This window comes from Amycolatopsis vastitatis (genome assembly GCF_002234595.1).
GTDB classification, from domain to species: domain Bacteria; phylum Actinomycetota; class Actinomycetes; order Mycobacteriales; family Pseudonocardiaceae; genus Amycolatopsis; species Amycolatopsis vastitatis.
In genome coordinates this window covers 187313-206814 of sequence record NZ_NMUL01000030.1, presented here as the reverse complement: position 1 = coordinate 206814, position 19502 = coordinate 187313, and the positions used below count along the sequence as shown (strand labels likewise).

Sequence of the window (19502 nt, the reverse complement as noted above, 5' to 3'; positions counted from 1 at the left end):
CGCGGTGCGCCCGCGGCTCACACGGCGTGGGCGATGCCCTGCCCCGCCGCCGGAGGAGACAGTGCGGCACGACCACCGAACCCGGACCGAGGAGGACGTCATGTCCACGTTGACCGTGTGGCGGTTCCCGACCGTCGAAGGTGCCGAAAACGCCCTGGATCTGCTCCGGCAGCTGCAGAAGCAGCAGCTGATCTCGATCGCCGATGCGGCTTGCGTGAGCTGGCCCGAGGGACGGAAGAAGCCGAAGACGAAGGATCTCGGTTCCCTGACCGGTGCCGGCGCACTGGGCGGGGGCTTCTGGGGCCTGCTGTTCGGCCTGATCTTCCTCGTCCCGTTGCTGGGCATGGCCGTCGGCGCGGCGATCGGGGCGCTGACCGGGTCGCTGAGTCACGTCGGGATCGACGAGGAGTTCATCGACACCGTCCGGGCCAAGGTCACCCCCGGGACGTCCGCCTTGTTCGTGATGTCCCAGGACACCGTGCTGGACCGGGTCGTCGAGCCGTTCAAGGAAACCGGCGCCTCGCTGCTGAGCACCAACCTGTCCGATGAAGAAGAAGCCCGGCTGCGCGACGCCTTCGGCGAAACGCACGAGGCGATGCGGTAGCGCTCCCGGGGGCGCCGTCGCGGGAGGACCGCGGCGGCGCCCCCGAGCGTCGCCGCGGCCCCGCAGGAGGTTCCGCCCGCCCGGGGGCGCTCCCCCGAGAGCGCCGCGGGGCGGGCCGACGGGATGGCGAAGCGAGGCGCCGAGCGTCGCCGGGGAGATCCCCGTGACACTCCGGCCCGGCGCCGGCGGGCGCTCGTCGTCCACTTCGTCATCACCGCACCTCCACGGCTCACCTTGCGGTCCGCGCCGCTTCCGGTCGTCACCCGTGGTGGATGACTCCCCGCTTCACCCCCGGCGGGCGACGCCGCGGCGGGTTCCGCGGCCGACGATCCGTCCATGACTCTCACCGACAAGCAGAGCGCGGCACCCGATGCGCGGATCGTCCGGGGACGCGCCGCGCGCACCGCCGTGCCGGCCGCCGCCCACGCCGAGTTCCCCGGTCCGGTCCGGCGGGCGGACCCCCTCAGGCTGCTGGCGCGCCAGGACCGCGACCGGGTGCCGGAACTCCTCCCGCTCCGCTACGGCCGGATGGCCGCCTCGCCGCTGGCCTACTTCCGCGGCGCCGCGCTCCCCGCGGCGGCCGACCTCGCCCTGACCCCGCGGACCGGGTTCCCGGTGCAGGCGTGCGGAGACGCCCAGCTGGCGAACTTCGGCTTGTTCGCGGCTCAGGGCCGGCGGCTGGTCTTCGACTTCGCCGACTTCGACGAAACCCTGCCCGCGCCCTGGGAATGGGACGTCAAACGGCTGGCCGCGAGCTTCGAGGTCACCGGCCGCCAGAACGAGCACCCGGCGGGCCAGCGGCGGCGCACGGTGCTCGCCGCGGTCGAGTCGTACCGGCTGGCGATGCACGACTTCGCGCGCCGCACTCCGCTCGACATCTACTTCGCCCAGGCCGACGCCCGGACGATGCGGGTGGTCGCGTCCCACCGACTGGGGCCGGTGAAGCGTCGCGTGGCGGGAGTACGCCGGTTCACCGAAATCCGTGACGGGCAGCTGCGGCTGGCCGCGCGTCCGCCCTCGGTCGTCCCGGCGGGCCGCCTCGCCGGGGACGGCGACCCGGCGACCCTGACCGACCGCCTCGGCGCGGTGTTCGCGCGGTACCGGCGCACGCTCGGCCCGGCGCGGCGGGCGCTGCTGGACCGCTACCGGCTGGCCGACGTGGCGCGCACGGTGCCCGGGCCGGGTGGGGCGGGCACGCGCTGCTGGGTGGCGCTGCTGGTCCGGACGGGCACCGGGGATCCGCTCTTCCTGCAGCTCAAGGAAGCCCGGCCCTCGGTGCTGCAGGAGTACACCGGCGCCGCCGTGCCGGGCGGCCCCGGCCGCCGGGTCGTCACCGGGCAACGGCTGATCCAGGCCACCGGCGACGTCTTCCTCGGCTGGGCCCGCGCCGCGGGGTTCGACGGCCCCGTCGGCGAGTTCCACGTCCGCCGGCTGCGCGACGACCAGGACGCCGGCGACGTCACGACGATGACCCCGGACGTGCTGAGAGCCCACGCCCGGCTCTGCGGGTGGACGCTGGCCCGGGCGCACGCGCGCACCGGGGACCCGCTCGCGATCGCCGCGTACCTCGGCTCGGGTCCGGCCTTCGCCGAAGCCGTCCGGGAGTTCGCGGTGGCCTGCGCCGACCAGAACGAACGCGACCACGCCGCCCTGCGGCAGGCGATCCGGGCGGGCCACGTCACGGCGGTGTCCGGGTCGTGACCGGGTGACGCGCGCGGCCCTTTCACCCGTCGGCGCGGCGCACCGGACGCGGGAGCTCCCGGACCCGGTGCACGGACTCCACGCGCATCCCGAGCCCCTCGAGCCTGCGCAAAATCCCCGGCAGGCATCCGGGGTCGGGCACCGTCCCGAAAACTATCGTCTCCGGTGGAACGGGCACGACGAGCACTCCCCGGAAATCTTCGGCACCTTCGGCGGCCCATTCCGGAATGGCACCGCATCCCCGGAAGACGTAATTCGCACCGGTGACCATACCGAGGACACTCACCGGGTACTCCCGTCCCGGCGGGCCCGGCCCGCCGAGTACCAGGCGCCGGCGACGACCGCCACGTCGAGCAGCACCACCAGGACCGACCATCCGCGCGCCGGCAGGAAGACCAGCCTCGCGACCAGGTCGGTGCCGGCGCGGACACCGGTCCGCACCTCGGCCACCGAGGTCAGGGCGGAGAGGGCGACGGCCACCCCGAGCAGCACCGACCCGATCCCGACCCGGCCGGTCCGCACCACCTCGAGCACCACGACCTCACCCGGTCCGAGCCAGAAGAACTGCGAGGCGGCACATCGGCGACGACGGCAACCGGGGGCATTTCCACGAATTTTCACCCGCCACACGATTCTGCCCGTGGCCGTTGTTTTCCTCGCCCGCAGCGGGTGAGCCCGGCCAATTGCGTGGCAAGATCCGCCGGGATCACCCGGAACCGAACACGAAGGAGAATTGCGCATGCGTCAATGTCGCGAAGTCTCGTCCCGAAGACGGGTTCCGAGAACGAAGATCACCGTTCCCGCTCCCCCGGCGGATCTCGTGTCGCGGCCGCGCCTGCTCACCGTCCTCGACGGAACGACCGAAGCGGCCATGGTGTTCGTCGGTGCCCCGGCGGGGTTCGGCAAGACCGTGCTCCTCGCCGACTGGGCGCGGCGCCAGGACCGCGGCGCGGTCGCCTGGCTGTCCGCCGACGCCGACGACAACGACGACCGGCTCTTCTGGTCCGCGGTCCTCGAAGCGCTCGGCGGATCCGGCCGCCTCCCGGACGGCAACCCGCTGCGGGCGCTGACCGTGCCCGATGCCCCGAGGTCCGACCTCGCCTTCCTCGCCCAGGTCGCCGACGCACTGGACACCCTGCCCGACCCCGTCGTCCTCGTCCTCGACGCCGCTCAGGAGATCACCTCCCCCGATCCGTGGCACGGGCTGCGGGCGCTGGTCCGCCACCAGCCGGCCGGGCTGTGCCTGGCGATCTCGAGCCGGCGGGAACCGCCGCTGCCGCTGGGCCGGGCCCGGCTCGCGGACCGGCTCGTCGAAGTCGGCGCCGCCCGGCTGCGGTTCACCGCCGACGAAGCGGACGCCCTGTTCGCCGCGGCCGACGCGATCCCGCGGGACGAGGTCGCGCCGCTCGTCGCCCGGACCGGCGGCTGGCCGGCCGGGCTGCGCCTGGCGGCGGCGTCCGCGGCCCGGCACGGCAGCCTGCGGGAGTTCGACACCGGACAGGACAGCGGCGTCCTCGACTACCTGACCGACGAGGTCCTCGCCCCCTTCACCCCGGCGCAGCGGGAACTGCTGCGGACGATCAGCATCTGCGACGAGCTCCCGGCCGGGCTCGCCCCGGTGCTCAGCGGCCGCGTGGACGCGGAAGCGATGCTCCACGAGCTGGGTGGGCCCGCCACCCACGTGGTCGACTCCGACGGCGTCCCGCCGCGCCACCGCGTGACCCCGCTGCTGCGCACCTACCTGCGGTCCGAGCTGCAGCGCCGGGCGCCGGACCGGGCGCGGGCCTCCACGCGGCCGCGGCCCGCTGGTTCGCCGGGCACGACCGGCCGGCGCCGGCGCTGCTGCACAGCGTCCGCGCGGGCGATCCCGCCCGGGTCGGCGAGCTGCTGCGCGAGCACGCCGTGACGCTGTTCCTCGCCGGAGAGCACCACGTCCTGCGCCTCGCGCTCGCCGTGTTCGAGGGCCGGAGGATGCCCGCCGGTCCCCTGGCCGCGCTGATTTCGGCCGCGCTCTGCCTGGAGGCGGCCGAGACGTCGGCGGCCGGCCTGCAGCTGGCGCGCGCGGAGGCGGCGTGGCCGGACCGGCCGGCGACCGAGCTGACCGTCCTGCGGCAGCTGGCGTACTCCCGGCTCGCCCAGCTGGACGGCACGCCGGCCCGGATCCGCCGTGCGGCCGAAGAGATCGACGAACGACCGGCCGAGGGCACCGGTCTCGGCGGCCTGGCGACCCTGTACCGCGCCGGCGTCCTGCTCACCCGCGACCAGGCCCGGGAGACCCTGGTGCGGCTCCTCGGCACCGCGGAATCGCTCCGGCAGGACTTCACGGTCGCCCAGTGCCTCACCACCCTCGCCGAGCTGGCCGGCCGCGACGGCGACTACCGGGTGATGGAGACGCTGGCCCGCCGGGCGGAAGTCCGCCGTCCGCGGGAGAATTCCCTGCGGTCCCTCCAGGGCGCGCAGGCGAACGCCCTGCTGGCCTACGGCGCCCTGTTGCGGGGCGAGCCCGCCGAGTGCCTCAAGCACGCGAAGGAAACCCGGCACCTGGTCGGTGACGCCCCGGCGCGGGCGGCTCGCGACCTGCGGCTGCTCTCGGAGATCCTGCGCGGCGCCGCCGAGTTCGAGCTCGGCGGCTGGCACGCGGGCCTGCGGCGGCTGCGCCGGGCCCGCACCCGCCTCGGGACCGGACGGGCCTGCCCCACCGGGTACGCGGCTCTGTGCGCCGTGCTGGAGCAGCGTGCGGCGCTCAGGCTGGGCGCGGCGGCCCAGGCCAGGGACACGGTCCGCTGGGCCCTGCCGATCCTCGCCGGTTCGGGCGAGCTGCTGCTGATGCGCGCCCGGACCCAGCTGCGGCTGGGCCGGCACCACACGGCGAGCACCGTGCTGCGGTCGCTGGCCGACGACGAGGTGCCCGTGGAGCTGGCGTGGGCCACCATCGAGGCGTCGCTGGTCGGTGTGCAGGCTGCGCTCGCGGCGGGGGCGCGGGAGCGGGCGGCCCGGCTGCTCGACGAAGCCCTGCGCACCGCCGAGCCCACCGGCGTCCGGTTCCCGTTCGTCTTCGCCCCGGCCGAGCTCGTCGGGTTCCTGACCAGCAGGCTGGGCGGTCTCGGCGCCGGCGAGCGGTTCGCGGGCGAGATCTTGTCCGTCCGGCGCCGGCTGCGCACCCCGCCGATCCCGGCGCCGCTGACCGAGCGCGAACGCAGTGTCCTGCGCCTGCTGCCGACCCAGCGGTCGATCGACGAGATCGCCCAGGACCTGACCGTCTCGCCGAACACCGTCAAGACCCACGTCCGCGGCATCTACGCGAAGCTCGACGTCCGCAGCAGGCGCGAGGCCGTCGCGATCGCGCAGAAGCGCGGCCTGCTCGACACCGAGGTCGCCGACTTCACGGTCTGACGCACCGCTCGCCCCACCCGGAGCGGGTGAGGCGAGCGGCACCGGGATCGGTGTCGAGTGGGCCGGGCACGCCGCAGCGTGCCTGGCCCCGATCCCGGCTGAGGAGATGTCATGGCCCTGGCGAACGCGGAGTACCCGTTCCTGAACCTCATGTGGACGATGTTGGTGTTCTTCTGCTGGATCGCCTGGTTCTGGCTGCTGTTCGTGGCCTTCGGCGACCTGTACCGCCGCGCCGACGTGTCCGGCTGGGCCAAGGCGGGCTGGACGGTGCTGGTGATCGTGCTGCCGATCTTCGGCGTGCTGCTCTACCTGATCACCCAGGGGCGGCACCTCGTCGAGCGGCAACGGTCCCGCGAAGCGGGTTACGTGTCCACATCGGACACGACCGGCGCGGCGCAGATCGCCGAAGCCCGGCGGCTGCTCGAGGACGGCGTCATCGACGACGCGGAATTCCAGGCGCTCAAGCGGAAGGCCCTGGCGCGGTGACGCGCCGGTGGCGGTTCGTCCACCTCGCGGTGCTCCGGCCGCTGCTCACGGTCACCGCGCTGGTCTGCCTCTACTACCTGCTCCCGGTCGGCCAGGCCCTGCGGCCGTGGACCGCGGTCGTGTTCACCGCCGGGCTCGCGCTCGTCGTGCTGCTGGTCGTCGGCGAGGTGCGGATAATCCTGCGCTCGCCGTTCCCGGCCTGGCAGGGCGTCCAGGCGCTGGCCCTCATCCTCCCGCTCTTCCTCCTGCTGTTCGCCGACGGCTACTACGTGCTCGCCCACGACAGCGCGGGCTCGTTCGGCACGGCGCTGACGCGGACCGACGCCCTGTACTTCGCGGTCACCGTGTTCACCACCGTAGGCTTCGGCGACATCGCCCCGCTCTCCACCGGTGCGCGGGTGCTGGTGACCCTCCAGATGATCGCCGACCTCGCGGTGCTGGGCGTGGTGCTGCGGGTGATCGTCACCGCGGTCCGGCATTCGTCCACACAGGACGGTTCACTCGGGCAGCAGCAGGGCCGCGACCAGGCCGGCCACCGCCGCGACCGCCAGCGTCGTGAGGGCCAGCGCGAAGGACCGGCCGCCGAGGTGCGGCGTCCCGGCCAGGACGGAACCGGCCAGCGCCGTCCCCACCGACGAGCCGAGGTTGGACGCACTGCGCGACACTCCCGAGATGTCGCCCTGGGCGGAGTCCGGGAAGCGCGACTGCACCAGGTTCACCGACGCCGTCAGCATGATCCCGACGCCGGCGCCGAGCAGGAACAGCCCGGGAACGGCACTCGCCACGCCGGAATCGGACCGGACCAGGAGGAGCACGAGGACGAGACCCGCAATGGCGATGACGAACCCCGCGCGGACGAGGCGGCGCTGGGAATGCCGTCGCGCCAGCCGTCCCGCGGCCGCCGAGGCACCCAGGATGCCGATCGTCGCGGGGGTCAGCATCAGCCCGGTCTCGATCGCGTCGTACCCGCGGACCTGCTGCAGGAAGACCGCCACCACGAAGAACGAGCCCTGCAGGACGAGCCATTGGACGTGCTGGGTCGCCAGCCCGAGCCCGGTGACGCGGTCGCGGAAGAGGCCGGGCGGGACGAGCGGCTCCCGGCCGACCCGCTCGCGCGCGCGGACGTGCGCGAAGAAGACCAGCAGGCAGAGCGCCCCGATCCCGGCGAACAGCCACACCGGCGAGACCCCGCCGGCGTGCAGCAGGACGACCCCGCCGACGGCGAAGTCCGCGCGTGAGACCAGCCAGCCGTAGGTGCCCGCCTGCAGGACGCCGAACACGACGAAGAACAGGCCGGCCGCCGAAAGGACGGCGCCGGCGACGTCGAACTCCTTCTCGCGGGGCGGTGCGGGCGGTTCGGTGACCCGCACCGCCAGCAGGACGATCAAGCCGACCAGCAGCACCTGCAGGAGGAAGGACGCGCGCCAGCCGAGCCACGTCGTGACCAGGCCGCCGACGAGCGGCCCGGCCGCGGCCCCGAGCGCCCCCGCTCCGCTGACCACGCCGAAGGCGCGAGCCCGGCTCTGCAGGTCCGGGCTGGTCACGGTGATCAGGATGTAGATCGGCGGGATCATCAGCGCCGACCCGATGCCCTCCAGCACCGAGTAGCCGAGGATCAGCAGCCCCGGCCCGTGCGCGAGCGAAGCCAGCAGCGCACCGGCGCCGTAGACGGCCAGCCCGGCCAGGAAGCAGCGCTTGCGGCCCAGCAGGTCGCTCAGCTTGCTGCCCGGCACCATGAGCGACGCCATGGTGAGGGTGAACACCGTGATCGCCGTCTGCACGCCGATCACGGTCGTGCCGAGGTCCGCGGCGATGTCGCTGACGGCCACGGTCATGGTGGTCGCCGCGTAGCTCGCGACGAACTGGGCGAGGGCCAGGGGCAGCACGATCATCGGCGGGCCTTCCTCGTCGGGTGCCGCACACGGTGGCCCGGCCGCGGCCGGGCCACCTCACCTCCCGTGGATGAGGCAGCCCCGGCGTGCTCCGGCGACGGTGCACACGACCCGACCCCACGCCTGGAGGAACCCATGACCGAGACGACGATCGCCGAGCACGCGCTGATCGGCGATCTGCAGACCGCCGCGCTGGTGACGACCGACGGGTCGATCGACTGGTTCTGCACCCCGAGGTTCGATTCGCCGTCGGTCTTCGGCGCCCTCCTCGACGACGAGCGCGGCGGCCGGTTCCGCGTCCGCCCGGCCGGCGCCTGCGCGAGCTCGCAGATGTACCACCCGGACACCGCGGTGCTGATCACCCGGTTCTCGGGCCCGGACGGCATCGGCGAGGTGGTCGACTTCATGCCGCCCTGCGGCACCACCGCCACCACCCGGCACCGGATCGCCCGGCTCGTGCGCTGCGTCCGCGGCCGGATGACGTTCGACGTGGTGGTCGCGCCCCGGTTCGACTACGGCCGCCGTCCGCACCAGGCGATGCTCGCGCCGAACGGGGCCGTGTTCATCGCGCGCGACACGTCTCTGGTGCTGCACGCGGTGCGCGAGCCCGGCGACGAGCACCTCGCCGAAGCGCACGTCGAAGGCGAGGACGTGCACCTGCGGCTCACCCTCACCGCGGGCCAGGTGCGCGGGGTCGTGCTCGAGACCGACGCCGCGGAGCCGCCGCGAGAGATCCGCGTCGCGGAGTTCGAGGAACTGTTTCAATCCACTGTGGACTGGTGGCGCGCGTGGCTGGCCCGGTCCACCTACCGCGGCCGCTGGCGGGAGATCGTGGCCCGCTCGGCGATCACCCTCAAGCTCCTCACCTACGCGCCGACCGGCGGGCTGGTCGCCGCGCCCACCCTCGGCCTGCCCGAGCAGCTCGGCGGGGAGCGCAACTGGGACTACCGCTACACCTGGGTCCGGGACGCGTCGTTCTCGGTTTCGGCGTTGCTGGCGCTCGGGTTCGCCGAAGAAGCCGCCCGGTTCGGCAGCTGGCTCGGCGACCGCATCCGGGAAGGCGCGGGCGGGACCGGCGGGCCGCTGGCCGTGCTGTACCGCGTGGACGGGACGACGGACCTGCGGGAGGAAAGCCTCGCGCACTGGTCCGGGTACCGCGGTTCGAGCCCGGTCCGGATCGGCAACGACGCCGCCGGGCAGCTGCAGCTGGACATCTACGGCGAAGCCCTCGACAGCGTCTTCGCCGCCGACCGCGCGGGGTTCGAGCTCCCCCACCAGGGCTGGACCGCCCTCCGCGCGGCGCTGGACTGGCTCGGCGAACACTGGGACCAGGCCGAAGAAGGGATCTGGGAGACGCGGGGCGGGCGCAAGTCCTTCACCTACGGCCGCCTGATGAGCTGGGTCGCGTTCGACCGCGGCATCCGGCTGGCGAGCGCCCACGGCCGGCCCGCGCCCGTCGAGGACTGGACCTGGCAGCGCGACAGCATCCACGGCCAGGTCCTCAGCCGCGGCTGGCACCGGACGCGCAACGCCTTCGTCCAGCACTACACGGGCGAAGAGCTCGACGCGTCCCTGCTCCGCATGCCCCGCACCGGCTTCCTGCCCGCCAAGGACCCGTTGTGGCTCTCGACGCTGGACGCGATCGGAACCGACCTGGTGACCGACAGCCTGGTCTACCGCTACGACATCGAGGCATCCCCGGACGGGCTCGCCGGCGACGAAGGCACGTTTTCCTTGTGCAGCTTCGCCTACGTCGACGCGCTCGCCCGCGCCGGCCGGCTCGAGAAAGCCCGCACGGCGTTCGAGAAAATGCTGACCTACGCCAACCACGTCGGCCTCTACGCCGAGGAAATCGCGCCGACCGGGGAGCAGCTCGGCAACTTCCCGCAGGCCTTCACCCATCTCGCCCTCGTCGACGCCGCGGTCACCCTCGATGCCGCGCTCGGCTGACGAAGCGGTCTCGCCCGGAACGGGTGACCCGGCCGGGACCGGCACCGAACACGATGGGGCACCCGTCGAGGCGAGCCCGGGAGGCCGACAGCCATGACCACGACCAACCGACCGAGCCGGACCACCGAGCCGGCGGGGTCTCCCCCACCGCCCGCCGAGGGGGCGCGGCACGCACGGCCACCGGCCGCTGCGTGGATCTCCTGGATCGCGCTCGCGCTCATGACGACCAGTTCCGTCGCGAGCCTGCGCCCGTCGCCGACGATGGCCGTGTACGGCCTCGCGGCCGTCTTCCTCTACGTCGTCCCGGCGATCGTGTTCCTGCTGCCGACGTCGCTGGTCTCGGCCGAGCTGGCGTCGGCTGGCCGGGCGGGGTCTACAACTGGGTGGCGCTGGGGATCTCCAAGCCGATGGGCTTCCTCGCCGTCTGGTGCCAGTTCGCGATGACGATCTTCTACTACCCGAGCCTGCTCGGGTACGTCGCGAGCACGCTCGCGTACGTCTTCGACCCGAGCCTGGCGAACAACGGGTGGTGGACGGCCGCGGTCATCGTCGTCGCGTACTGGTCGGGGGTCTGGATCTCTTCCCGCGGCACCAAGGGAGTGGCGGGGCTCGCCGGCGGCGGGCTCGTCATCGGGACGCTGCTCCCCGGCGCGCTGCTGGTGGTCCTCGGCATCGTGTTCCTGGCCCAGGGTCACCCGTCCGCGGCGCCGATGTCGGCGGACCACCTGCTCCCCGCGTGGGCCGGGCTCGCGAGCCTCGTGCTGATCGTGAACAACTTCCTGTCCTACTCCGGCATGGAGATGAACGCCGTGCACGTCTCCTCGCTGCGCAAGCCGGGCAAGGACTTCCCGCGCGCCATGTTCCTGGCGATGGGCCTGGTGCTGCTCATCTTCATCCTGCCCGCGCTGGCGATCAGCTGGGTCATCCCCGCCGACCAGCTTTCGCTGACGGCCGGGGTGATGCAGGCCTTCGAGGCCGTGTTCGCCACGTTCGGCATCCAGTGGCTGACGCCCCTGATCGGCGTCATGCTGGTCCTGGCCTCGCTCGGCGGGATGCTGACCTGGCTGGCCGGCCCGTCGAAGGGCCTGCTCCTGATCTCCCGGCAGGAGGGGTACCTGCCACCGTTCCTGCAGCGGCTCAACAAGCAGGGCGTGCAGCAGAACATCCTCGTCACCCAGGGCGTGCTCACCACGCTGATCGCGCTGTGCTACGCGTTCATCCCGGACGTTTCGAGCGCGTACTGGATCTTCTCGGTGATCACCACCCAGGTGTACCTGATCATGTACCTGCTGATGTTCGTCGCGGCGGTGCGGTTGCGGCGCAAGCACCCCGAGCACCCGCGGGGGTACCGCGCGCCGATGCTGCTCGGGCTGTGCGGGGTCGGGTTCTGCGCGTCGCTGGCCGCGCTGCTGGTCGGGTTCGTCCCGCCGTCGCAGTTCGGCTCGGGCAACCCGTGGGTGTACCTCGGGATCGTCGCGGGCGGCGCGCTCGGGCTCGGCCTGGTGGTGCCGTTCCTGTTCTACCGCCTGCGCAAACCGTCGTGGCGGCAACCGGAGGTGAGTGCGTCGTGACCACAGTGGACGAACGATCGACCCGGACGCAGCGGATGCTCGTGTACGTCGTGGTGGGTGTCGTTCTCGGTGGCCTGCTCGTGGCCGGGTACCTGCGCTTCCACTCCGCGCGGGCCACCGCCGAGGCCGAGGCGAAAGCCGACCGGCTCGTCACCCGGCTCGCTCAGGAGGACGCGCGGGCACCGTCGCGGGACCAGCTCGTCCGGCTGCTCGGCACGGACGGCGGCTCGATCTGCGTCGACCCCGCCGCCGCGCTCGCCCGCGCGACGAGCGACACCGGGATCGCCAACGGCGCCGGCGGGCCCGGGACGCGCCCGGTCCTCGCGCCCGGCACCGTCGTGCAGGCGCAGTTGCTCGTCATCGAGGTCTACTGCCCGGCGAAACTCGCCGGGTTCCAGGAGTACGTCGGCGGACTGGGCTTCGCCGACGGGGCGGGCGGGTGAGCGCGGTGGATCTCCGAAAGCGGGTCGACGAGCTCATGCCGAGAGCGCTGGAAGAACTCGCGGCCCTCGTCGCGATGCGGTCCGTCGCGGACCCGCGGCAGTTCCCGTCCGCGGAATGCCTGCGGGCCGCCGGCTGGGTGGCCGACGCGTTCGCCGGAGCCGGGTTCGCCACCCGCCTCGCCGACACCCCGGACGGCAGCCAGGCCGTGGTCGGGTCCCGGTCGTGCGGCCGTGCCGGAGCGCCCACAGTACTGCTCTACGCGCATTACGACGTCCAGCCACCACTCGACGTGGCCCAGTGGCGGACACCGCCGTTCCGGCTGACCGAAGTGGACGGTCGCTGGTACGGGCGCGGCGCGGCCGACTGCAAGGGCAACATCCTCATGCACCTGACCGCCCTGCGCGCGCTCGGCGACGACCTGCCCGTGAACCTCAAGCTGGTCGTCGAAGGCTCGGAGGAACAAGGCACCGGGGGCTTGGAGGCGTTCGTTCCCGAGCACGCCGACCTCCTGCGGGCCGACACGATCCTGGTGGCCGACACCGGGAACATCGCGGTCGGGCAGCCCGCCGTCACGGTCAGCCTGCGCGGAATGGTCAACGTCGTCGTCACGGTCGACGCGCTCTCGTCCGAGCTGCACTCGGGCATGTTCGGCGGCCCCGCCCCGGACGCGCTGGCGGCCTTGGTGTCGGTGCTCGCCACGCTCCGCGACGACGCGGGCGACACCACCGTCCACGGCCTGCCCAACGACGGCCGCTGGTCCGGAGCCCCGTACCCGGCGGAGCAGTTCCGCGCGGACGCGGGCCTGTCCCCCGGCGCCGTCCTGCTCGGCAGCGGCGCAGTGGCGGACACGCTGTGGGCGCGCTCGACGGCCACGGTGCTCGGCATCGACTGCCCGCCGGTCGTCGGGTCCGCGGCGGCCGTCACCCCGCGCGCCCGGGCCCGGCTGAACCTCCGGATCCCACCCGGCGTCGAACCGGCCGACGCGGCCCGCGCGCTGACCGGGCACCTGCTCGCGGCGGCACCGTGGGGCGTGCGCCTGTCGGTGGAAGCCGAGGCGACCGGTCACCCGTTCCGCCCGGCCACCGACGGCCCGGCCTACCGGGCGATGGCCGAGGCCATGCACCGCGCGTACGGCCGCCCGATGCGGCAGCTCGGCCAGGGCGGATCGATCCCGCTGTGCACGGTCCTGGCCGAGACGTATCCCGACGCCGAGATCCTGCTGATCGGCGTCGAAGAGCCCCAGGCGCGCATCCACGCGCCCAACGAAAGCGTCGCACCGGAGGAGATCGCGGCCATGGCGCTGACCGAAGCGCTCTTCCTGCGCGGATACCCGCTCACTGGCGGACGAGGATTTCCATGAGCCGTTCCGGCGCGCGCAGCGGGAGATAGTGGTCGGCCCCGGCCACGATCTCCAGGCGCGCGCCGGGGATACCCTCGGCGAGCCGCCGGGCTATCACGCCGATCTCGGGGTGGTCGTGATCGCCGACGACGACGGTGACCGGCACCCTGACGCGCTCAAGGTGCTCGACGGCGTCTTCCGCCGGAAAGCGGACGTGGCCCTTCTCGACGGCCGCCCGCACCTCGGCGTTCTCGGTGACCATGGTCGCGATCGCCCGGTATCCCGGCGCCCGGTCCCCGAGCGAGGCCCACACCGCGAGCTCCAGCTCGGCCAAGCGGTCGGCGTCGTCTCCGCGGTTCGCCGCCGTGTAGGCGTCCAGTTCGGGAGTCCGCGGCCAGTCGTGGCCGCTGGCGGACGCCGCGACGAGTGTCAGCGAGCGCACCCGTCCGGGATGCTCCAAGGTGAAGTCGAGCGCGACCTCACCGCCCATGCTCAGCCCGACGAGCGCGGCGCGCTCGATGCCGAAATGGTCGAGCACCGCGAGGAGGTCGTCCTCGTAGCGGAACGGCGCGGTCGGCAGCGTCGACCGCCCCAGGCCCCGCGCGTCGTACCGGATCGCGGTGCGGTGGCGCCCGAGTTCGGGGAACACGCCGTCCCACAGGCGGCTGTCCTGGACGGAGCCGTGGAGCAGGACTACGGGTGTTCCGTCGCCGGACTTCTCGGTCCACAGGCGGCCCTCGCCGGAGACCGGGACGTACTCGATCGTCATACGACCGATTCGATCACATGAGGCGTGTCCCCGCTGCCCCCTTCCGCCACGCCGCCCGGACCGGACAGCATGCCTTCATGACCTCCGTCGTCTGCAACCCGATGAACCTCACCTACCGCTACCAGGACCTGCGCCCGATGGCCGGCGGCCGGACCGTCCACCGCGAGGCCGCCGACCCGTCGGTGGTCCGTTACCGCGGCCGGTTCTTCCTTTTCGCGTCGATGTCGGCCGGCTTCTGGCACTCGACGGACCTGCGCGGCTGGGAATACCGGGCCAGCACCAAACTCGCGCCCCTCGACTACGCCCCCGACGTCCGCGAGGTCGACGGCGTCCTCTACGTCTCAGCGTCCCGGCATACCGACAGCCCGTTCTACCGCAGCGAAGATCCCCTCGCCGACGACTTCACCCTGGTCAACCCGGGCTTCCCGTTCTGGGATCCGCACCTGTTCCAGGACGACGACCGTGCCACCTACTTCTACTGGGGGTGCTCCAACTCCGAGCCCATCACCGGTGTCCGGGTCGATCCGGGCACCCTGGACCGCATCGGCGAACCGGTCCTGCTCTTCGGCGGCGACCCCGGTCGGCACGGCTGGGAACAGGTCGGCGAGAACCACGAACCGCACCTCGACGGCGCCCCCTTCATCGAAGGGGCCTGGATGACCCGCCACGAGGGCACCTACTACCTGCAGTACGCCGCGCCGGGCACCGAATGGAACACCTACGCCGACGGCTACTACACCGCTTCCTCGCCGCTCGGCCCCTTCGAGTACGCGCCGAACAGCCCGTTCTCCTCGAAGCCCGGCGGCTTCATCACCGGTGCCGGGCACGGCAGCACCTTCCAGGACGAACACGGCAACTGGTGGCACGCCTCGACCATGCGCGTCTCGGTGCACCACGCGTTCGAACGGCGCGTCGGGATCTTCCCCGCCGGGTTCGACGCCGACGGAGTCCTGTTCTGCAACCAGAACTTCGGCGACTACCCGATGCTCGTACCGGACCGGCGGGTCGATCCCTGGACCGGCACGTTCGCCGGCTGGATGCTGCAGTCCTTCCGCGCGCGGACGACCGCCTCTTCATCGGCCGACGGGCATGGCCCCGAACTCGCCGTCGGCGAGGACGTCCGCACCTGGTGGGCCGCCGCCACGACCCAGCCGGGCGAATGGCTCCAGGTCGACCTCGGCGAAGAGCGCACCGTCAACGCGATCCAGCTCAACCTCGCCGACCAGGACCTGGCCGCGCACGCCCCGGAACTCCCCGGCCTCGCGGAAGCCGCCGGAGCGCTGCGCGCGATCTACCCCGGCGACCACCCGACCGAGACACTCATCGAAGTCTCCGCGGACGGCGGGCAATGGCACCCGGTCTCGGACAACCGCGGATCGGGCGAAGACGCTCCGCACGCGCTCGTGGTCCTCGAACCCGCGCGGCGAGCCCGCTACGTCCGGGTCACCGCCGGCCGGATGCCCTTCGACGGCCCCTTTGCGATCAGCGGGCTCCGCGTCTTCGGTACCGGCGACGGACCGCCACCCGCGGCCACCGCCGCCCGCGCAAGGCGCGTCGACGACCGGACGGCCCGCATCGAATGGGAGCCCAGCGCGACCGCGCACGGCTACAACGTCCGCTACGGCATCGCGCCCGGCAAGCTCTACCACAGCTGGCTGGTCCACGAACAGCACGACCTCGACCTGCGAACCCTCAACGCCGGAACCGGCTACTGGGTCGCCGTCGACGCGTTCAACGAGAACGGCGTCACCGCGGGCCCGGTCACGGAGATCGCCATGCGGGGGTCCGTCCGCTGACGCCGGCCTATTCGGCCGCCGCACCCGCGTTCGGGCGTTCGTGGCGGAGCGATTCGTCGAGGGCCACACCCGGGTCCACGGCGAGCTCGCCCCGGAGGGCGGCGCGCACGACCAGGTACTCGCGGACCGCACCGACGTCGTGCACCCGCAGGATGTGCCCGCCGCCGTCCACGCAGTATCCGACGGCGGCGAGCGTCCCGGCCAGCCGCTGGTTCGGCCGGCGCCCGGTGAGCGCTCCGATGAAGTCCTTGCGGGAGACCGCCATGAGGAGCGGCCGGCCGAGGGCGTGCAGGTCGTTCAGGTGCCGGAGAACCTCGATGGTCTGGCTCGGGGTCTTGGCGAAGTCCGGGCCGGGATCGAGGATCAGGGCTTCCCGGGGCACGCCTCGCTCCATGGCCACGCGCATCCGGTCGGCGAGGAAGCCGACGACGTCCTGGGTGACGTCGTGGTAGAGCCCGGTGTCCTGCAGCCGCTGTTTCGGTGCGGCCCGGGTGTGCATCAGCAGGAGCGCGGCGCCAGTCTTCGCGCAGACGTCGGCCAACGCCGGATCGCGCAGCCCGCTGACGTCGTTGACCAGGACCGCTCCGGCCGCGACGGCCGCTTCCGCGACCTCGGGCTTGTAGGTGTCCACCGAAACCAGGCCGCCGAGTTCGCGGGTGATCCGCTCGATCACCGGCACCACGCGGTCGATCTCCTCCGAGACCGGCAGTGGCTCCCGGTTGGTGATCGCCGACTCGCCGCCGACGTCGATGATGTCCGCGCCCTCGGCGAGCAGCTGGGCCGCGTGGGCGAGCTGCGCGTCCGCGGTGCCGACCTGCGCACCGTCCGAGAACGACTCGGGCGAGGCGTTGACGACGCCCATCAGCCACGGTCGCCCGCCCAGCCGCAGCGTCCGGCCGGCGGCCGGAACCTCGAAGGACCGGATCACCGGGCTCACCCCGCCACGGGGCTCTCGAAGCCCGTCGAGACGCTCACGTGCTCCCAGGTGTCGAGCTCGCGGCCGACCTCGGCGAGCTTGCCGCGGACCGCCTGGTGCGCGTCGGCCCCCAGCGGCAGCCGCAGCGGCGGTTCGGCCGCCTCGACGGCCGCGACGATGGCGGCGGCGCCGCGGGCCGGGTCCCCCGGCTGGCGGCCGTCGAACCGGCGCATGGTGGCGGCGAGGTCGTCGACCGACGAGTACGCGGGCAGCCGGTGCTCGGCCCGGCGCAGGCCCTTGCCCATCCAGTTGGTGCGGAACCCGCCGGGCTCGATGATGGTGACGGCGATGCCCAGCGGCTTCAGTTCGTGCATCAGGGCCTCGGAAAGCCCTTCCAGCGCGAACTTCGAGGCGTTGTAGAGCCCGAGGCCGGCCTGGCCACGGACGCCCGCGATCGAACTGATGTTGACCAGGTGGCCGGTCCCCCGCGCACGCAGGTGCGGCAGCAGGGCGCGGATCAGGCGGAGCGGGCCGAAGAAGTTGGTGTCCATCTGGTGCCGCAGCTCGTCCTCGCCGGCCTCCTCGACCGCACCGAGCAACCCGTAGCCCGCGTTGTTGACCAGGACGTCGATGTGGCCGGCGAGGCGCACGGCCTGCGCGACCCGCTCGGCGATCACCTCGGGCGCGTCGGTGGCGTCGAGCGGGAGGGCGAAGGCCCGGCCAGGGGCCAGCTGTTCGAAGGCGGCCAGGCTGCGCTCGTCGCGCAGCGTCCCCACGACGACGTCACCTCGGCCGAGCACCTCCTCGGCGAGCGCCCGGCCCAGTCCGCCGGACACCCCCGTGATCAGCCAATGCCGTGCCATCGTCGCCACCTTCACCGGAGATCAGAACAATTATCTATCTGAAGAGACGATAGAGACGGGGTTCTGGGCTGTCAACGCGCCCAGGAGCCGGTACCGCGCCCATCGGGGGTGATCAGGTACGATGAATGCACTCAATACACTGGAGGACCGATGACCGCGGCGCCCCGAACGTCCATCGTGCGCGTGCCGAAGGCCGGCGAGATGATCGCCGCCGACCTGCGGCGCCAGATCGTCCTCGGCGAACTCGCCGAGGGACAGGCGCTGCCGTCGGAAACCGCGTTGATGGAACAGTACGGCGTGTCCCGGCCGACCCTGCGCGAGGCGTTCCGGATCCTCGAGTCGGAGCAGCTGATCAGCATCCGCCGCGGCGCGCGCGGCGGGGCCAGGGTCCTCGTCCCCGACTCGCGGGTGGCCGCCCGGTACGCCGGCCTGCTCCTGCAGTACCGCAAGGCCTCGATCGCCGACGTCTACGAGGCGCGCAGCCTCCTGGAAACCGCGGCCGTGCGCACCCTCGCGGCCAAACGCACCGCCGCGGACGTCCAGACGCTGGCCGACCTGGTCGAGAAGGGCGAGACGCTCATCGGCAACGCGGTGGGCTACGCCGAACACGACGCGGAGTTCCACGAGCTGCTGGTGAAGCTGTCCGGCAACGACACGCTCGACGTGCTCGCCGGGATGCTCTTCCACCTCATCGACGCCCACCACCGCGCCTACGCGGCCGGCCAGGACGAGGTCCCCGCCTTCGCGTCGGCCAAGGTCGTGCAGCGAGCCCACGTGAAGCTGCTGGAGCTGATCCGGGCACGGGACGCCGACCAGGCGATGGAGTTCTGGCGGAAACACCTCAAGCAGGTCAGCAACTACATGACGCGCGGCGAGGTGCCGGAGCTCATCGACATCCTGTCCTGAGGCCGCTCACTCGCCGAACGGCCGGAACTCCTCGTCGCGCCACCACGGCCAGGCCGGTGGCAGGTCGGTGCCGACCCGGCCGGGGAACGCCGGCGGACGCCGGGCCAGGAACGACTCGACGCCCTCCACCGCGTCCGGCCCGCCGCCGACCTGGCCCATCAGCAGCGAGTCCAGACGGTGCGCGGTCATCGGGTCCGGTGCGCCGAGCATCCGCCACATCATTTGCCGCGCCAGCGCGACCGACACCGGGGCGGTGTGGTCGGCGATCTCCCGCGCGATCGCGGTGGCCGCGGGCAGCAGCTCCTCCGGCGGGTGCACCGACCGCACCAGGCCTCCGGCGAGCGCTTCCGCGGCGTCGAAAACCCGCCCGGTGGCCACCCACTCAATGGCCCGTTGCATGCCGACGGCCCGCGGCAGGAACCAGCTCGCCGCCGACTCCGGCACGATGCCGCGGCGGGCGTAGACGAACCCGAACCGGGCCGTCGTCGCGGCGAGCCGGATGTCCATCGGCAACGTCAGCCCGGCGCCCGCCCCGACGGCCGGACCGTTGACGGCCCCGATCACCGGCTTCGCGCTCGCGTAGAGCCGGAGGGCGACCCGGCCCCCGAGATCCCGATGCCCAGCTCCGGTGTCCCGGTGGTCGAACACGGCACCGCCGGCTCCGAGGTCGGCGCCCGCGCAGAACGCGCGACCGGCCCCGGTCACGATGATCACCCGGACGTCGTCGTCGGCGTCGGCCGCGGCCAGGACGTCGAGCAGCTCCCGGACGACGACCGGCGTGATCGCGTTGAGCCGGTCCGGCCGGTTGAGGGTGACGGTGAGGACACCCGCGCCGAGTCCGGTCAGCAGGGTCTCGTACCCGCGCATCCCGG

Annotated in this window: 18 protein-coding genes and 1 pseudogene; 12 read left to right on the top strand and 7 right to left on the bottom strand. The window is 73.0% G+C overall.

The features are described 5' to 3' along the window. Positions 1-100: 100 nt before the first annotated feature. Complete coding sequence (locus tag CF165_RS27780) at positions 101-604, top strand: DUF1269 domain-containing protein (protein ID WP_093950634.1); 504 nt, start codon at positions 101-103, stop codon at positions 602-604. Positions 605-940: 336 nt separating this feature from the next. After that, complete coding sequence (locus tag CF165_RS27775) at positions 941-2305, top strand: DUF2252 domain-containing protein (protein ID WP_093950510.1); 1365 nt, start codon at positions 941-943, stop codon at positions 2303-2305. A 22-nt stretch (positions 2306-2327) separates the two neighbouring features. On the opposite strand, the gene CF165_RS27770 is transcribed toward CF165_RS27775, so the two are convergent. Both CF165_RS27770 and CF165_RS27765 read right to left on the bottom strand, forming a co-directional pair. Then, positions 2328-2576, bottom strand: a complete 249-nt coding sequence (locus tag CF165_RS27770; RefSeq protein ID WP_093950633.1) for a DUF8691 family protein — start codon at positions 2574-2576, stop codon at positions 2328-2330. Between the two features lie 11 nt (positions 2577-2587). After that, positions 2588-2842 carry a hypothetical protein gene (locus tag CF165_RS27765; protein ID WP_093950509.1) on the bottom strand — a complete coding sequence of 85 codons (255 nt, stop codon included), beginning with the start codon at positions 2840-2842 and terminating at the stop codon, positions 2588-2590. Positions 2843-3125: 283 nt separating this feature from the next. Here CF165_RS27765 and CF165_RS54115 point away from each other — a divergent pair, with 283 nt between their 5' ends. From CF165_RS54115 to CF165_RS53665, 4 genes and pseudogenes are all read left to right on the top strand, one after another. Then, positions 3126-4211 (top strand): winged helix-turn-helix domain-containing protein, encoded by a 1086-nt coding sequence (locus CF165_RS54115; protein ID WP_439098522.1) that lies wholly within the window; start codon positions 3126-3128, stop codon positions 4209-4211. Then, complete coding sequence (locus tag CF165_RS54110) at positions 4208-5698, top strand: LuxR C-terminal-related transcriptional regulator (RefSeq protein WP_439098521.1); 1491 nt, start codon at positions 4208-4210, stop codon at positions 5696-5698. The genes CF165_RS54115 and CF165_RS54110 overlap by 4 nt, the downstream gene beginning before the upstream one ends. A 111-nt stretch (positions 5699-5809) precedes the next feature. Continuing rightward, entirely contained in the window at positions 5810-6184 is a 375-nt protein-coding gene (locus CF165_RS27755; protein WP_093950508.1) for an SHOCT domain-containing protein, read from the top strand. Continuing rightward, positions 6181-6597 (top strand): annotated as a pseudogene (locus tag CF165_RS53665) (ion channel); the annotation flags it as partial. The gene CF165_RS27755 and the pseudogene CF165_RS53665, both read left to right, overlap by 4 nt. 84 nt (positions 6598-6681) lie before the next feature. Here CF165_RS53665 and CF165_RS27745 read toward each other — a convergent pair. Next, entirely contained in the window at positions 6682-8076 is a 1395-nt protein-coding gene (locus CF165_RS27745) for an MFS transporter (RefSeq protein WP_093950507.1), read from the bottom strand. Between the two features lie 135 nt (positions 8077-8211). Between CF165_RS27745 and CF165_RS27740 the strand changes: the two genes are divergently transcribed. The 4 genes from CF165_RS27740 to CF165_RS27725 all read left to right on the top strand — a co-directional run bounded on the left by CF165_RS27740 (position 8212) and on the right by CF165_RS27725 (position 13401). Further along, positions 8212-10026: a glycoside hydrolase family 15 protein gene (locus CF165_RS27740; protein WP_093950506.1), complete on the top strand. Its 1815-nt coding sequence runs from the start codon at positions 8212-8214 to the stop codon at positions 10024-10026. A gap of 383 nt (positions 10027-10409) precedes the next feature. Continuing rightward, positions 10410-11597 (top strand): APC family permease, encoded by a 1188-nt coding sequence (locus tag CF165_RS27735; protein ID WP_240521826.1) that lies wholly within the window; start codon positions 10410-10412, stop codon positions 11595-11597. Beyond that, the gene (locus CF165_RS27730; protein ID WP_093950505.1) at positions 11594-12040 is read left to right on the top strand and encodes a hypothetical protein; all 447 of its coding nucleotides are present in this window, start codon (positions 11594-11596) and stop codon (positions 12038-12040) included. The genes CF165_RS27735 and CF165_RS27730 overlap by 4 nt, the downstream gene beginning before the upstream one ends. After that, positions 12037-13401 carry a dipeptidase gene (locus tag CF165_RS27725; RefSeq protein WP_093950504.1) on the top strand — a complete coding sequence of 455 codons (1365 nt, stop codon included), beginning with the start codon at positions 12037-12039 and terminating at the stop codon, positions 13399-13401. The genes CF165_RS27730 and CF165_RS27725 overlap by 4 nt, the downstream gene beginning before the upstream one ends. Here CF165_RS27725 and CF165_RS27720 read toward each other — a convergent pair. After that, complete coding sequence (locus CF165_RS27720) at positions 13376-14149, bottom strand: alpha/beta fold hydrolase (RefSeq protein ID WP_093950503.1); 774 nt, start codon at positions 14147-14149, stop codon at positions 13376-13378. The genes CF165_RS27725 and CF165_RS27720 overlap by 26 nt on opposite strands. Positions 14150-14226: 77 nt before the next feature. Between CF165_RS27720 and CF165_RS27715 the strand changes: the two genes are divergently transcribed. Beyond that, complete coding sequence (locus CF165_RS27715; protein ID WP_093950502.1) at positions 14227-15945, top strand: family 43 glycosylhydrolase; 1719 nt, start codon at positions 14227-14229, stop codon at positions 15943-15945. Positions 15946-15952: 7 nt separating this feature from the next. Here the strand turns inward: CF165_RS27715 and folP are convergent, their stop codons facing one another. Further along, entirely contained in the window at positions 15953-16873 is a 921-nt protein-coding gene (gene folP / locus CF165_RS27710) for a dihydropteroate synthase (protein ID WP_240521825.1), read from the bottom strand. A gap of 5 nt (positions 16874-16878) precedes the next feature. Beyond that, positions 16879-17724, bottom strand: coding sequence for an oxidoreductase (locus CF165_RS27705; protein WP_093950631.1), 846 nt, complete (start codon positions 17722-17724; stop codon positions 16879-16881). Positions 17725-17874: 150 nt separating this feature from the next. On the opposite strand from CF165_RS27705, the gene CF165_RS27700 reads away from it, so the two are divergent. Continuing rightward, positions 17875-18630 (top strand): FadR/GntR family transcriptional regulator, encoded by a 756-nt coding sequence (locus CF165_RS27700; RefSeq protein ID WP_093950501.1) that lies wholly within the window; start codon positions 17875-17877, stop codon positions 18628-18630. A gap of 6 nt (positions 18631-18636) precedes the next feature. Here CF165_RS27700 and CF165_RS27695 read toward each other — a convergent pair whose 3' ends face one another. Continuing rightward, positions 18637-19497: an enoyl-CoA hydratase-related protein gene (locus tag CF165_RS27695; protein ID WP_093950500.1), complete on the bottom strand. Its 861-nt coding sequence runs from the start codon at positions 19495-19497 to the stop codon at positions 18637-18639. Between the last annotated feature and the right edge of the window lie 5 nt (positions 19498-19502).

Excerpts from the sequence above, each read along its gene's own strand:
- CF165_RS27700 (WP_093950501.1), top strand. The coding sequence starts at position 17,875 with ATGACCGCGGCGCCCCGAACGTCCATCGTGCGCGTGCCGAAGGCCGGC.
- CF165_RS27695 (WP_093950500.1), bottom strand. The coding sequence starts at position 19,497 with ATGCGCGGGTACGAGACCCTGCTGACCGGACTCGGCGCGGGTGTCCTC.
- CF165_RS27720 (WP_093950503.1), bottom strand. The coding sequence starts at position 14,149 with ATGACGATCGAGTACGTCCCGGTCTCCGGCGAGGGCCGCCTGTGGACC.
- CF165_RS27755 (WP_093950508.1), top strand. The coding sequence starts at position 5,810 with ATGGCCCTGGCGAACGCGGAGTACCCGTTCCTGAACCTCATGTGGACG.
- CF165_RS27715 (WP_093950502.1), top strand. The coding sequence starts at position 14,227 with ATGACCTCCGTCGTCTGCAACCCGATGAACCTCACCTACCGCTACCAG.
- CF165_RS27775 (WP_093950510.1), top strand. The coding sequence starts at position 941 with ATGACTCTCACCGACAAGCAGAGCGCGGCACCCGATGCGCGGATCGTC.
- CF165_RS27705 (WP_093950631.1), bottom strand. The coding sequence starts at position 17,724 with ATGGCACGGCATTGGCTGATCACGGGGGTGTCCGGCGGACTGGGCCGG.
- CF165_RS27780 (WP_093950634.1), top strand. The coding sequence starts at position 101 with ATGTCCACGTTGACCGTGTGGCGGTTCCCGACCGTCGAAGGTGCCGAA.
- CF165_RS27740 (WP_093950506.1), top strand. The coding sequence starts at position 8,212 with ATGACCGAGACGACGATCGCCGAGCACGCGCTGATCGGCGATCTGCAG.
- CF165_RS27770 (WP_093950633.1), bottom strand. The coding sequence starts at position 2,576 with ATGGTCACCGGTGCGAATTACGTCTTCCGGGGATGCGGTGCCATTCCG.
- CF165_RS27745 (WP_093950507.1), bottom strand. The coding sequence starts at position 8,076 with ATGATCGTGCTGCCCCTGGCCCTCGCCCAGTTCGTCGCGAGCTACGCG.